Genomic DNA, 13,720 nt, shown 5'->3' on the forward strand with positions numbered 1-13,720 from the left:
AGGGCAAGGGACCTGCCCGAAGGCTCGCGGTGCGGGACGGACGAGTGACGTGGCGACGCACAGCGGGCCCGTCGCGCGTCTCAGCACGTGTCGGGCCCGCGACGGGTGGGCGGAAGCACTGGCGCCACCTCTGTAGGATCCGCACGGCGGTTGAGCAGAGGAGTAGGCATGCAGCCGGCAGGTCCCTACAGGTTCACCCACGTGCTGGGCGGGTCTCCGGTGGGTAAGGCGTGGGCGGCGATCGACGAGCAGGGACGCCTCGTCACCGTGGCCGTCCTGGACGCCAACGTCGCCGCTGCGCCTGGTTGGCGGGAGGCGTTCGTCGGGATGACGAACTCCCTGGCGCAGGCGGCGGACCCCCTGCCCTACGCGTACGCCGACTTCTCGGCCACCGCGCCCTGGGTGGCGTACTCCTCGGAGGTCGGACCGGGGGCGGAGAAGCTGTTCCGCGCGCTCGGTGTGGAGTACACCCCGGTGCCGGCCGAACGCCCGGTCTCGGGCATGCCCCAGCCGGTCAGCGGGGTGGCTTATCCCGTCTCCGGTGTTCCGCACCAGGTCTCCGGGGTTCCCCAGTCCGTGTCGGGGGTGCCGCACGAGCCCTGGGCGGTGCAGGTGAACCCGGTCTCCGGCCAACCGGTGTCGGCGTCCCCGGCCCCGGTCTCGGCCACTCCGGCCTCGCCCGCCGCGTCCCAGGGTGTCCCGGCGCCGGCGGCCGGCGCCACGGTCCAGATGCCGGTCGTGCAGCCCCGCCCGTCCACCGGGTTGCCGCCGAACGACCCGTTCGCTCCGCCGGAACGCCGCATCACGCCCTCGAAGCCGCGCCGTCGGCGCACCGGGCTCCTGGTCGGGATCGCCGCGCTGGTCCTGGTGGTGCTCGCCGGCGCCGGTGGCGTGTTCCTCTGGTCCGGGTCGGACGACCAGGAGGCGCCGCCGGTGGCGGCGTCGCCGAGCAGCAGCAGCAGCACGGCCGCGCCACCGGCGTTGCCGACGTCGCCGCCGCAGTCGCCCGGTATCGAGCCGCCGAAGTCCGGCTCGTGGCCGGCCCAGTGGCCGAAGTTCGGTGCGCGCGACAACGTCCGCACCCTGACCGGTCTGGAGGGTCTCGCCTTCCCGGTCAAGGTGCCGGTGGACTGGGACTGCACCCTCGCCGGCAGAGGCGAGGGGTTCGTCAAGTACAACTGCGGTACGCCCGCGACCGGGGCCGACGCGATCGGCGGCGAGCTGATCGTGCGGGACTGCGAGCAGCCCTGCGACGCGAAGCGGCAGACCGCCATGCGCCAGGCGGAGGAAGCCTGGAACCTGCAGTGGACGCGTGCTGGGGAGAACGTCACCTTCGCCGAGTCCAGCCAGCTGCAGATCGACGGTGAGCAGCGGTACGGCCTGGTGATCGTCGCCTACTGGCGAGGCGGCGACAGCGGCCGCGTCGACCGTCAGCTCGTGTTCCGGATGACGTCGCCGGTCGATGGCGCCAACCGGCTGCGCCGGGTCGCCAACTACCTCCGCAACGTCGCCGTCTTCTGACGCGCCACAGCCGGCATCCGCTGGCCCGCTGGCCCTGAGCACTCCCGGCGGGCCTTCCCGCCCAAGCCGGGAGTGCCGCGTCCGTTTGGCCGCCGGTCCCCCGGCATTCCCCGGACGGGGCTTCCCCGCCCCGGCCGGCCCGGGCACTCTGGACCGGCGACACCGTCGGTGGCGGGGTGGTCGCCGGCAACCGGTGCCGGCGGTCGGGCGGCCACCCCGTGAGCCTGTGTCGGGCGGGGGCACGCCGAGGCCGTGCCGGTCAGAATGAGGCGCTACGGCAGGAGCGCCTGCCGCTCGGCGGTCGTGGGCATCGGCACCGGCATCCGCCCCCGGGCGATCGCCGGCCGTTCCGACGGCGGCGCAGGGCGCGGACCCGCGTCCGGAGAGAGCGGTGCCGCCGGTCGTCCGACGAGCGCGATCGCCAGCAAGGGCAGCCAGGTCACGTAGCCGGTCAGCGTCGTCGATACGTGGGACGCCTCCAGCCATGACACCTGCGCGAGCGCGACGAGGAAGAGCAGTGGAGCCGGCTGACCGTCGGCGGTGAGCGCGGCGGCCCGCTTCCAGACCACGGCACACAGCAGCACGAACGGCACGAGGGCCACCAGGCCGCCGACGACGAGTATCTGCACCATGACGTTGTGGCCGTGGTTGAACTGGCCGCCGATCTCGGCGGTGACCGCCGGATCCTGGAAGATCTCCGGTCCCCACCCGATCAACGGGCTCTCGGTCCACCGTTCGAGCAGGGCGCTCCAGATCTGGCCTCTCTCGCTGAAGCTCGCCGGGTCGCTGGTGATCAGCGGCACCACGCCCACCAGCAACGCTCCGGCGGCGAACACCGTGGAGGCCGGCCAGCTCCGCCCCCGGAACAGGCGGATCACGAGGTACGACCCGACGACCGCGGCTGCGGCGAGCTGGCTGGTTCGCGAGCCGGTCCAGATCAGGGCGCCGAAGATCAGGACGAGGCTGGTCCAGCGGAGCGCGGGGTGGCGTAGGTAGAAGACGAAGGCGACACTGAGCGCCAGTGCGAGACCGAGCACGTTCGAGTGCAGGTACGGCCCGGTGAGCAGGCCGCCGAGCAGGACCGTCTTGTCGCCCGCCGCCGCCCCTCTGAGGAGCGCCAGGTCGGGCCGTACGACGGCGAAGAGCATCGACCCGAGGGCGGTCACCCCAGCCAGGACGCCGATGACGCCCAGCACCTCCGTCCGAGGCCGCTGCGCCCAGATCGCGATCGCCGTCAGCGGGAAGGCCGCCGCGACGGCGCCGGGCGTCTGCCCGTGCACCAGACCAGCGAGCTCGATCGCCAGCAGCGCGGAGAGGGCGACGGCGAGCCACCGGTACCCGGTTGGCCGGTGCCGCCAGACCCCGTGCGCGGCGAGGCCGGCGGCCAGGAGCAGGTACAGCAGCGTGAGACCGTCGCCGATCAGGTCGGCCACGGCCGACCCGCTCACGTCGCGGGAGTTGAACTCCAGCCGCCCGGCGGTGAGGAGCTGCATCGTCTGCGCCGACACGATCCGCAGCCAGGCCAAGATGATCAGCGCGGCCACCCCGACGGTGCCGAGGCCGAGCCGGTGGTACGTGGCTACGGCACGGCCTACGAGCGAGGTGTCCCGCGGCACTGCCGGCGTCCCCTCGGTCGGGCCGTGGCCCGTCACCTCTGACTGGCGTGGACGAGCCGTCATCCCAGCGACCCTTTCCCGGATCAGACGCACATCGTCGTCGTACGGCACCGTCAGCATGCGTAGCGAGCGCAGCTCCGGCACCCGCCCGACCCCCACCGCCGCGATGATCATCGTGACGGTATAGCCGATGAAGCTCGCGACCGCTGCCCCGACGGCGCCGAACGGGGCGAGTGCGAGCAGCGCCACCACGCCGGCCAGGGAACCCGTCACCAGCGCGGTGGACGACCAGGCGGGACGGTTGTGTGCCAGCAGCGCCGCCGAGTAGATGGTCATGCAGGCGTACAGGACGGTGGCGGCGCAGAGGATGATGGTCGGCACCACGGCCGGCGTGAAGGCGGTGCCGAAGACCAGCGGCACGGCGAACCCGGCGGCCAGCGCCAGCATGCCGCACGCGACCGCGGACGCCAGCACCGCGAGCCGGGCGACCTGGGTCGCCGCCCGGGCGTCCCCACTGGCCTGGCGGCCCATCATCATCGACCTGGCGGCGGTGGCGATGACCATCGGGATCTCCGCGACACTGACCGCGACCGCGTAGTAGCCGAGCTCGCGGGCGCCGATCAACGGGAGCCCGATGATCTGGCCCAGCCGGGCGCTGGAGACCGCGGCCAGCACACCGGGCAGGCAGGCCAGGGCGTAACGGATGAGCGAGCCGGTGGGTGCCCGCGGCGGCGCCGCCTCCACCGTGGTCGCGTCGGGCGCCGCCCAGAGCCGCACCAGCCCGAAGACCAACCCGGCCAGGACCGAGCCGGCGAAGATGAGCCCGGCCTGGTACGCGTTCACGTCGAACGCCAGGCAGGCGAAGATCACCAGACCGGTCCGGACCATTGCCGGCACGACCTTCACCAGGTTCAACCCGTTGATGTCGGAGTTGCCGGTCAGCGCGCCGATGAACAGGTTCGCCAGGACGTGCAGAGGGGCGAACAGCGCCAGAACCAGGAACTCACGGTACTGGTCGGCGTCCGGGAACAGGAAGAACCCGAGCACCGTCAGCAGCCCGACGGCGAGCGCGCTGAGCGGCGCCATCGCCACCAGGCTCACCCTCGCCGCGGTGCGAGCGGACAGCTTGCCCTGCCGGATGTGGTAGCTGAGCGCGTCCTGGAGGCCGAATGTCCCGATCCAGCCCCACACCACGATCGGCAGGGTCAACGCCGCGTACACGCCCCGACCCTCGGGACCCAGCTCACGGGAGAGGAACGGGCTGACCAGCAGGCCGCTGATCGGGATCAACAAGTTCGCGAAGGACGCGGACACCAGCTTCCGCGCCGACATCATGGACCCTCGTGCGGCACGGAGTCGCCCAGCAAGCCGTACCGGCTGAGCGAGCCCACCAGTTGGCCCGCGAAGTGCGCCTCCGAGAACCGTTCCCGCACCAGACGCTGCGCATCGGCGGCCATCCGGTCGAGCTGCGCGGGGCTGGCCGCGAGGAGCGCGGCGGCGAGCCCTTCCGGGGTGTCGGCCGCGCGGACCGCGTCGGTCGGAGGGACGCCCTCGAGGCCCACCGGCGTGCTGAACACGGGAACCGCGTGAGCCAGGAGGGTGAGGGTCTTCAGCTTCACCCCAGCCCCGCTCCAGAGCGGCACCACCGCTGCCCTGGCCCGGGCGAGCACAGGGCGGAGATCGGGGGCCCAGCCGGTGATCTCCAGACCTTCGAACCCGGTCAAGCTGTCACGGACCGGGTCGGTGAGACCCGAGCCGACCAGTTCCAGAGTGAACCCGGCACGGCTCAACCGCGGCCAACCCTCGGCAAGGAACCGGTGCAGGCCGAGCAGGTTCGACTGGTACGAGAAGCTGCTGAGCCAGACCAGTCGCCGGTCGAGCGGGCGGGGCGCGTGGCCGTCGGGCAGCGGCACGCAGCTGGGAAGGATGAAGTCGGCCGTCCGACCGTGCGCCTGTGCCAGGCGCGTCGCCTCCTCGTCGCTGGTGACCGAGACCGTCGTCGCGTTCGCCAGGGCCTGCTCCTCGAAACGGGTGGAGATCCGGGCCAGGTACTGCGCCCTGAGGTGGTGCGCCACACCGGCCGCCTCGTCGACGTCCTGGCGACTGCTGGCGGCCAGCACGTTCGCCTTGTCCCAGTGCCACCGAAGCGAGGTGTCCCGGACGTACGCCCCGGCCGCCTCACCGATGGCCAGGCCGGCCCCGGTACGGGACCGGAGCGCCTCGTGCAGCTCCTGGCTGTAGCGCGTGCGTACCCACGGTGGCATGCCGTCGAGCAGGGATTCCTGGTAGCGACCGACCGGCCCGAGCCGGTTCAGCCGGTACGGCGTGGCGCCGAAGTCCCGAACGGTGACACCGGGCAGCAGGGCACGCAGGTGAGTCACCTGCTCCGGAGTGGTCTCCGGGCGGCGGACCACGAACAGCGTGTAGGGCCGCACCCGCGCCAGGGCGCGCAGCATCATCAGAACCCGGATCGGGTCGCCCCGGTCCTGCGGGAGTGGGAAGAAGGTGACGACGACCGTCAGGTTCATCTCCCCCCGGCCTCCCCGGCGGTAGCGCCCTGCGGGTCCGTCCCGATCCCCGGCCCGGTGCCGAAGCCCTTGGAGTCGGTGGCCACCGCGGCGCCGTCTCCGCGGCTCGCGAGCCGACCCCACACGGCGAGCAGCCGCTGGGCCTGCAGCGCGGGAGAGAACTCCTCGCGGAGCCGGGCCGCGAGGTCGACCGCCCGTCGCCACCGCTCCTCCGGGCTGTGGATGAGCTGCCGCACCGCGTCGGCCAGGGCCTGCGGATCGTCCGGTGGCACCTGCCAGCCGCCGGTCGGGCCGATCAACTCCGGGATGCCCGACACCGCGGTCGTCACGACCGGCACTCCCCGGCTGGCGGCCTCCATGAGGAAGACGGGGATGCCGTCCAGGTCACCATCCGCCGCCCGGCGGCACGGCAGCACCGCGACGTCGGCGTCGCCGAGCGCCGCAGTCGCCACCCGGTGGGTGACCGCACCGTGGAAGGTGACCACGTCGGCGAGGCCTGCCGCGCTCGCCCGCTCCTGCAACGTCGCCTGGAGTGGTCCGTCGCCGTACACGTCGTACCGCACCGGAACGCCGTTCCGGACCAGTCGGGCGACGCCGTCGATCGCCGTGTCCACACCCTTCTTCTCCACGAGCCGCGCGATGGTGACCAGGCGGGTCACGTCGCCGCTGGGACGTGGCCGTGGCTCGACGATCTCGCCGTCGAACGCGGCCCGGACCACCCCGTGCGGGATCGTCGACAGATTCGCGCCCCGCTCGGTCAGTTGCCCCGCGGTGGCCTGCGAGATGACGAAGAGGTGGCTGAGCAGCTGGAGCCGGCGGTCCAGGGCGGGGCCGTTCGGGTCCAGCAGAAAATCGGCGGCGTGCGCCATCGCGGTCACCGGGACCCCGAGCCGACGGCCGAGCAGGGCGGCGACGGCGGTCGGCAGGTTCACGAAGTGCGTGTGCAGCACGTCCGGGCGGAAGCTGGCGATCGGACCGGACAGCCGGTCCGCATGGCCGGCCGCGAGAACGGCCCGGGGCAGGTACGACGTGCCGAGCGCACGCACCTCCTCCTGGAAACGGAGCGGGTGCCGCAGGGCAGTGCTGGCGACTTGCTGCATCTCGGCGTCCCGGCCGCCCTGCCGCGCGACGAAGACCTCAACGGTCGCACCGGCCGCCCGGACCGCCTCGATCTCGGAGGTGATGAAGGTCTCACTGTAGGCCGGGTCGCGCAGGAGGACGTACGCCACCCGCAGTGGGTAACCGGGAGCGCCCATGCCTACCGCCTTTCCATGGATGAGGAGCCCGCTGCCGGGGTGAACACCTGGAAGAAGGCGGCATGGGCCTGGGCGCACTCGGCGTCGGAGAGAATACCCGGCGTCGCGGCGGCGCCGGCCGCGAGTTCCCTACGCGTGTCGCGGGACTCGGCGAGCTTGCGCAGGGCGGCCGCGAGCGCCTCCGGCCGGTCCGGCGGTACGAGCAGGCCGTTGACTCCGCTGCGGATCCACTCGCTCGGCCCGCCGCCCTCGGTCGCGACCACCGGCTTGGCGCGGGCCAGCCCCTGAAGCACGGTCTGGCCGAGCGGCTCGGGCCGGACGGACGCGTGCACCAGCACGTCGACCGAGTCGACGAAGGCGGGCACGTCGTCCACGTGCCCGAGGAAGTCGACCTGCCGCGCGATGCCCAACTCGACGGCGAGCGCCCGCAACTCCTGCTCGTAGGCGGCCTCTTCGAACAGGGGCGCCCCGGCGAGGCAGGCGCGGACGTCAGTGCCACGGAAAGCGTCGGCGAACGCGCGTAGGAAGACGTGCTGGCCCTTCCACCGTTGCAGGCGGCCAACCATGCCGATGGCTCGGACCTGGTCACGCACGTGCGGCTGGGTGACCCGCTCCCGAAGACCGCTGGGGCTCTGGAGCACCACCTGGCGGACCTCGGCCGGAAGTCGGTCGGTGGCGGAGGCGAGGGTCGTCTGAGAGTTGGCGATCACCCCCGCAACGTGCGGGAGCGCCAGCCGGGTGAAGGCGGCGTACCCGAACCGACCCATGCTCTCGGGGGTGATCAGGTCCCGGAGGTGAGCCACCAAGGGAACCGGTCGGCCCCGGTTCGCCAGGGCCGAGATGATGGCGGCGGCGGCGGTGTTCGCGTGGATCAGGTCGGCCGCGCCGAACAGCGCACTGCGCCGCAGGGCGCCGGCGGCAGCCCGCAGCGACGTCAGGTAGCGCGCCGCGAGCATCGGGCTGCGGCTGCGGGTCCCGCCGACCGGAAGCTGCGGCAGCCGCGGGTCGAGGGTCACCCCGTGCTCGGCCAGCCCGTCGAAAGCATCTCCGGCCGGCGGACAGCAGAGCGCCGCCGTCCAGGACGGTCCGGCCGCGAGGAGCCGGGCGAGGGCCAGCTCGGCGCCGCCCCGGTGCCCGGTGTGACTGACATGCAGGATCCGCACCGGCCGCGCCGGGCGATCCCGGTCAACGGCACTCATCGTCGATCCACGCGGTCATCTCCGCTGCGAAGCGGGCGGAGGAGAACCCGGTGGCGTGAGCAGCGATCCGGTCGGCGGACAGCTCATCGAGTCGCCGGACGAGGGCGGCGTGGTCAGCCGGGTCCGTCGAGTCCGCCAGGAAACCGGTCTCGCCGTCGACCACGGTCTCCAGCAGGCCGCCGCGACGCAGGCCGATGACCGGCGTGCCGCACGCCTGCGCCTCGACCGGGATGATGCCGAAGTCCTCGTGGACCGGGAACAGCAGGGCGCGGGCACCCCAGAAGAGCTGACGCAGCCGCTCCCGGTCGGGCCGAACCTCGAAGACGACCGGGACGTTCGTCCGCTCGGCGAGCTGGCGCAGCTGCGTCTCCTGCGGGCCGGAGCCGGCCAGGACGAGCGGCATCCCGGCGGCCTCCGCGATCGCGATGATGAGGTCGAAATTCTTGTACGGGATCCAGCGCCCCACTCCGAGCAGGTAGTCACGGGCCTGGGTCCGGTCGGCCGGCGGCGCGGCGGCGAACCACTCCACGTCCACGGGCGGATTGATGACGACCGCGTCGCGCCGCCAGTACTGCCGGATCCGCGTCTGCACCTCCCGCGAGTTGGCCGCGTAACCGCGCACGTGGTCGCTGAGGCGGACGTCGACGCCCTGCAGCAGGCGCCGGGGCACGCTCAGCAGCGGGTTGGAACCCCGGCCGTCGAACGCCGGGCTCCAGATGTACCGCGCCGGGGCGTGGACGTAGCTGAGGTGCGTGGTCGTCTCCGGGTCGCCCAGCTTCACGGTGTGCGCGAAGGCATGGCTCGACGAGATCACCACGTCGAATCGCTGCCGGCTGAGGGTGCGCCAGACCAACGGCATCAACGGCAACGCGACGGCTTTGCTGCGGCGCAACGGAGTCCGGGCCAGCCACGACTCCCGCAGCCCCGGCTCGCTGGCGTCGTGGTCCTTCCACAGCACGAACCGCTCGCCTTCGGGGACGAGGTCGGCGATCTGCCGGAAGACCTGCTCGGATCCGCCGGTCGCCCCGAACCACTCGTGCACCAGGGCCACCGAGCGGCCGACCAGCGTCGCTGGTGTCCGCCCTGCGGACGATTGCCGCGGGAGCGGTGCGGAGGCACCGGACACCGGCAATGGTTGTTCTGACATGACGATCCACCCATCACCGTTACGACCGGCACTCCGACGGCGGGATGCTACCGAATCCGAGTCTTCGCCGAGACTCCCACCAGACCCCTCAGGGGGTGCGCTCCCGGTGCTGGGCTTGCCTGCCTGGAATGCCTGGAACCGGGGCCAGGGCCAGGATCCCGCCGCCCTGCGTAATTGCTCGATCACCGGTCACCAACCAGATGAGACGCGGATTGCGTTCCGATCTTCGTCGCCTATGGTTGGCGTATGACCGAGGATGTGGCGCTGCTGCTCCGCCGCGCCGGCTTCGGACCCACGGCGGCGGAGCTGGCGGCGGCGACCAAGGTCGGCTACAAGGCCACAGTGCTGCGCCTGACCGCGCCGTCAGGCCCGGACATCGGCGCCATGAGCGCCCCGCTGCCGCAGTTCGGTCCCGACCCCTACGCCCACAATCCGAACCCGAGCGACGCGCAGCGGGCGGCGGCCGACAAGGTCCGCGAGGAGCAGGCCGAGCAGCTGACGCGGTGGTGGCTGGACCGGATGACCGCGGCCGACCACCAGGCGGTCGAGAAACTGATCTTCTTCTGGCATGGCCACTGGGCGACGTCCATCCGCAAGGTCAAGAGCCCGCAACTGATGCTGGCCCAGCACCGTACCCTCCGCCTGGCCCCGAACATTGCCGAGATGGCCCGTCGGATGGTGGTCGACCCGGCACTCGTGCACTGGCTGGACGGGCAGTACAACACCCGGAAGGCCCCCAACGAGAACCTCGCCCGGGAGCTTTGCGAGCTGTTCCTGCTCGGCATCGGGAAGTACACCGAGGCCGACGTCAAGGAAGCCGGTCGTGCGTTGACCGGCTGGCGACTCGACCTGCGCGGCGAGCGCGTGGTCCTGGATCACGACGCCTACGACAGCGGAAGCAAGACGATCCTCGGCGCCACCGACGCCTTCACCGCCCGCAGTCTCGTCGACCTCCTGCTCCGGCAGCCGGCCTGCGCCGAGTTCATCGCCACCCGCCTGTGGTTCCGGTACGCCTCATCCACCGACCCGATCCCACCGGCCACCCGGAACCGGATGGTCGCGGCGTTCCCGGCGCCGAACGCGATGCTGCGGGCCTTGTTCACCGACGACGCCTTCCGGGCCACCGCCGGCACGTTGGTCAAGCAACCGATCGAGTGGATGGTCGGCGCCATGCGCCAACTGGGGCTGCGGCCGGCGAAGATCCCCCGTGACACGTTCATCCAGCTCTTCGACGGGCTGGGCGGCCTGGGGCAACGGCCCTTCGCTCCACCGAGCGTCGGGGGTTGGCCCGCCGGCGCAGCGTGGCTCACCTCGGCGGCGGCCCGGCTGAAGCTCAGCCTCGCCGGCAAACTGGCCAGCCAGGTCCGACCCGGCCGTCTCACACCGGAGGAGCTAGCGGCCATGCTCTGCGTCGATCAGTGGACCAACCGGACGTACGCCGTTCTGCGGCGGGCGGACAATCCCCGCATGATGCTGACTCTGGGCCTGGTCAGCCCGGAATACGCGGTGACCTGAGATGGATGCGCTCACCCGACGTAGGTTCCTGCTCGCCTCCGGGGTGACCGGAGCGGCGGCGTTGGCCGCCGGAAGTGGCGCGCTCGCCTACTCTCGGCTGACCGGCACCGCCGAACGCGCGGAGGGACCACTCGGCGAGACGCTCGTGCTGGTCACGCTCTACGGCGGCAACGACGGCCTCAACACGGTCATTCCGTACGCCGACCCGGCCTACCACGACAGCCGGCCGGACCTGGCGTACCCCGCCGAGAAGACGTTGCCTCTGAACGAGACGCTCGCCCTGAACCCGGTGTTGACCGGTCTGAAGCGGCTGTGGGACGACCGACGCCTGGCGATCGTTCAGGGGGTGGGGTACCCGCGCCCCGACCGCAGCCACTTCCGCTCCATGGACATATGGCAGACCGGCTCGCCCGCGAACCCGGCTACCACCGGCTGGGTTGGCCGCTGGCTGGACGACATCGACGCGCCGGTGGGCACGGCGGTCAGTTTCGAACCGGTGCTGCCGCCGCTGCTGGTCGGGCGGCGACGGATCGGTTCCTGCGTCAGCTATCAGGGTCTGGACCTGCCGCCCTGGATCGACGCCGAGCTGGTGGCCGACCTCGGGCGGGTGGAGCCGGGTGAACCCGAGATGCAGGCCCGGGGCGCCGCAGCCTACGCCGACCTGCTCGCACTGCGTCAGGTCATCCGAGGTGCGGACGAGGCGACGGCAGAGCCGCAGGCAGACACGGAGCCCGCCGTCCCGGCGACCGGAACGGGCGGCGAAAGCGCCCTGTCGGCCCAACTCGCCCTGGTCGCCAGGTGCGTGGAGGTGGGAGTCCCCACCCGGGTCTACTCGGTCAGCCTGGGCGGCTTCGACACCCATGCCGACGAGCTCTCGACACAGGAACTGCTGCTCGGGCAGCTCGATGCCGCCCTGTCGTCGTTCGTCGACCGGATGGCCGGTTCGGAGGCCGGCCGTCGAGTCACCGTCGTCGTCTACAGCGAGTTCGGCCGCCGAGTACGGGCCAACGCCTCGGACGGTACCGACCACGGCACGGCCGGCCCGGTGCTCGTCCTGGGCCACCGCGTCGCCGGCGGGCTCTACGGCGAGCAGCCGAGCCTGACAGACCTGGACCAGGGTGACCTGAAGGCCACGGCGGACTTCCGGGACGTCTTCGGGAGCGTGCTCGAATCGGTACTGCACGCTGATCCGAGCCGTTACTTCGAGGGGTACCGGCCCCGTTCCCTGCCGCTCCTGGGCAGCGGCTGACGGTGCCGCACGGTCCAGCCGGCTCGGCCGACCGGACCATGCGGCGCGTGGTCCGCGGCGATCAGCGGCCGCCGCCCCGGAACACCTCCGTCACCGTGCGGAGCACCACCTTGACGTCGAGCCAGAGCGACCAGTTCTCGACGTAGTAGTTGTCGAACCGCGCCCGGTCGGAGATCGGTGTGTCGCCACGCAGGCCACTCACCTGGGCGAGCCCGGTCAGCCCGACGGGAACCCGGTGGCGCGCCGCGTAGGTCGGGTACTCCGCCGAGAACTTCTCGACGAAGTACGGTCGCTCCGGCCGCGGCCCGACCACGCTCATGTCGCCGCGCAGGATGTTCCACAGCTGGGGCAGCTCGTCCAGCGACGTGCGACGCATGAACCGGCCGATCGGACTGACTCGCTTGTCGTGCGCGATCGACCAGTTCGTCTGGGACTCCTGCTCGTTCACCGGCCGCATCGACCGGAACTTGATGACCTTGAAGGGCTTGCCGTACCGGCCGATCCGCTCCTGGTAGAAGAAGATGCCCCGGCCTCCGTCGATGAACGTGGCGATGGCGCAGAGCAGCAGCACCGGGCTCAGCGCGATCAGCGCGACCGAGGCGAACAGCACGTCGGAGGCTCGCTTGATGGCCCACCGCGGGCCGGAGAGCGAGATGTCGCCGATCTTGACGATCGGGATGGCGCCGATGTGGTCGGGGTATCCGCCCTGTGAGCGGGAGCCCCACAGACGCGGCACCGCCCAGAGGTCGCAGCGCGAGCTGCGCGGTTGCAGCAGGGTCTCCATGAGGGTGGACTCGAGGCAGTCCGGGTCGGCGATGACCAGCACCTCGCACTCCGACAGCCGGACCAGTTGTTCGAGGTCGCCGAGGGTGCCGATGAGCGGAAGCGACCCGGTGCCCTGGCGCGACGCGGCGTCGACACAGCCGACGAACCGCAGGCCGTACTGAGGGTAGCGGCGCAGCAGCCGGGCGAGCTCGAGCCCGATCGGACCGCTGCCGATGATGATGGCGTTGTGCTCCACCCACCGGCGCTTGCGCAGGAGGACGGTGAGCGCCCGGCTGAGCGCACGGCCGACGATCACCAGCCCGGCCGAGAGCGCGACGCCCCGCATGAAGCCGCCGACGTACGCCACCGAGGAGTGACGCTCCGCCGCGATGATGGCCACCACCGCGGCGGAGGCCAGCAGCCGCCCGCAGAGGCTGGGCAGCTCGTCGAGGATGCTCACGTGCCGGCGGGGCCGGTAGAGCCCGCCGGCTGCGAAGATGGCCACGGCGAGGGCGGCGTTGGCCAGGGTCCCGCGCCAGTAGTCCTGGCTCAGCAGCAGCGGAGCGAGTAGCGCGGCGACATCGATGGGGAGCACCATCATCCACGCCCGCAGCCCGCGCGTGCGCGACGAGGTCTTGGACCCGGCGTACGGCAGGACCGCGGTCGTGTCGAGACCAGCCCGGAGGGCCGCAGGCGCGGCCTCCGGCTCGCTGGTCAACGGGCCGGCGGACAACCGGGCCGCGAAACCCTCGCCGCCGATGCCTTTCTGCGGTGCGAACGCCTGCTGAGCCAGCCCGCCGAGGTGCGGCGGAGGCGCAGATTCATCGATCGCCGGTTGGCTTGACATCGTCGACCCTTCCCCGTGGAAGCCCCGTGGTCACGAACATGACTCACAGGGCGACCGCAGGATATGACCAGGCCGAA

The 13,720-nt window shown here is 71.9% G+C and carries 9 protein-coding genes; 3 read left to right on the plus strand and 6 right to left on the minus strand.

The features are described from left to right. The first annotated feature begins 168 nt into the window (after positions 1 to 168). Positions 169 to 1,521 (plus strand): hypothetical protein, encoded by a 1,353-nt coding sequence (locus ACFY23_RS30365; RefSeq protein ID WP_350676777.1) that lies wholly within the window; start codon positions 169 to 171, stop codon positions 1,519 to 1,521. A gap of 272 nt (positions 1,522 to 1,793) precedes the next feature. Here ACFY23_RS30365 and ACFY23_RS30370 read toward each other — a convergent pair whose 3' ends face one another. Genes ACFY23_RS30370 through ACFY23_RS30390 form a run of 5 tightly spaced genes read right to left on the minus strand, consistent with a single transcriptional unit; the run spans position 1,794 to position 9,162 of the window. Then, positions 1,794 to 4,469 carry an O-antigen ligase family protein gene (locus ACFY23_RS30370; protein ID WP_350676774.1) on the minus strand — a complete coding sequence of 892 codons (2,676 nt, stop codon included), beginning with the start codon at positions 4,467 to 4,469 and terminating at the stop codon, positions 1,794 to 1,796. Next, positions 4,469 to 5,665: a glycosyltransferase family 4 protein gene (locus tag ACFY23_RS30375; protein WP_350676772.1), complete on the minus strand. Its 1,197-nt coding sequence runs from the start codon at positions 5,663 to 5,665 to the stop codon at positions 4,469 to 4,471. The genes ACFY23_RS30370 and ACFY23_RS30375 overlap by 1 nt, the downstream gene beginning before the upstream one ends. Continuing rightward, positions 5,662 to 6,921 (minus strand): glycosyltransferase family 4 protein, encoded by a 1,260-nt coding sequence (locus tag ACFY23_RS30380; protein ID WP_350676769.1) that lies wholly within the window; start codon positions 6,919 to 6,921, stop codon positions 5,662 to 5,664. Before ACFY23_RS30380 ends, ACFY23_RS30375 begins: the two co-directional genes overlap by 4 nt. 2 nt (positions 6,922 to 6,923) lie before the next feature. Continuing rightward, on the minus strand, positions 6,924 to 8,120 hold the full coding sequence (locus tag ACFY23_RS30385) for a glycosyltransferase (RefSeq protein ID WP_350676767.1): 1,197 nt from the start codon (positions 8,118 to 8,120) through the stop codon (positions 6,924 to 6,926). Continuing rightward, positions 8,107 to 9,162, minus strand: a complete 1,056-nt coding sequence (locus ACFY23_RS30390; RefSeq protein WP_350676765.1) for a glycosyltransferase — start codon at positions 9,160 to 9,162, stop codon at positions 8,107 to 8,109. Before ACFY23_RS30390 ends, ACFY23_RS30385 begins: the two co-directional genes overlap by 14 nt. 351 nt (positions 9,163 to 9,513) lie before the next feature. Between ACFY23_RS30390 and ACFY23_RS30395 the strand changes: the two genes are divergently transcribed. Then, on the plus strand, positions 9,514 to 10,782 hold the full coding sequence (locus ACFY23_RS30395; RefSeq protein ID WP_350676762.1) for a DUF1800 domain-containing protein: 1,269 nt from the start codon (positions 9,514 to 9,516) through the stop codon (positions 10,780 to 10,782). A gap of 1 nt (position 10,783) precedes the next feature. Further along, complete coding sequence (locus ACFY23_RS30400; protein ID WP_350676760.1) at positions 10,784 to 12,031, plus strand: DUF1501 domain-containing protein; 1,248 nt, start codon at positions 10,784 to 10,786, stop codon at positions 12,029 to 12,031. A 61-nt stretch (positions 12,032 to 12,092) separates the two neighbouring features. Here ACFY23_RS30400 and ACFY23_RS30405 read toward each other — a convergent pair whose 3' ends face one another. Beyond that, positions 12,093 to 13,643 carry a sugar transferase gene (locus ACFY23_RS30405; RefSeq protein ID WP_350676758.1) on the minus strand — a complete coding sequence of 517 codons (1,551 nt, stop codon included), beginning with the start codon at positions 13,641 to 13,643 and terminating at the stop codon, positions 12,093 to 12,095. Positions 13,644 to 13,720 lie beyond the last annotated feature (77 nt).

It is taken from the genome of Micromonospora sp. NPDC000121, assembly GCF_042899165.1.
Classification (GTDB): domain Bacteria; phylum Actinomycetota; class Actinomycetes; order Mycobacteriales; family Micromonosporaceae; genus Micromonospora.

Excerpts from the sequence above, each read along its gene's own strand:
- ACFY23_RS30365 (WP_350676777.1), top strand. The coding sequence starts at position 169 with ATGCAGCCGGCAGGTCCCTACAGGTTCACCCACGTGCTGGGCGGGTCT.
- ACFY23_RS30370 (WP_350676774.1), bottom strand. The coding sequence starts at position 4,469 with ATGTCGGCGCGGAAGCTGGTGTCCGCGTCCTTCGCGAACTTGTTGATC.
- ACFY23_RS30375 (WP_350676772.1), bottom strand. The coding sequence starts at position 5,665 with ATGAACCTGACGGTCGTCGTCACCTTCTTCCCACTCCCGCAGGACCGG.
- ACFY23_RS30380 (WP_350676769.1), bottom strand. The coding sequence starts at position 6,921 with ATGGGCGCTCCCGGTTACCCACTGCGGGTGGCGTACGTCCTCCTGCGC.
- ACFY23_RS30385 (WP_350676767.1), bottom strand. The coding sequence starts at position 8,120 with ATGAGTGCCGTTGACCGGGATCGCCCGGCGCGGCCGGTGCGGATCCTG.
- ACFY23_RS30395 (WP_350676762.1), top strand. The coding sequence starts at position 9,514 with ATGACCGAGGATGTGGCGCTGCTGCTCCGCCGCGCCGGCTTCGGACCC.
- ACFY23_RS30400 (WP_350676760.1), top strand. The coding sequence starts at position 10,784 with ATGGATGCGCTCACCCGACGTAGGTTCCTGCTCGCCTCCGGGGTGACC.
- ACFY23_RS30405 (WP_350676758.1), bottom strand. The coding sequence starts at position 13,643 with ATGTCAAGCCAACCGGCGATCGATGAATCTGCGCCTCCGCCGCACCTC.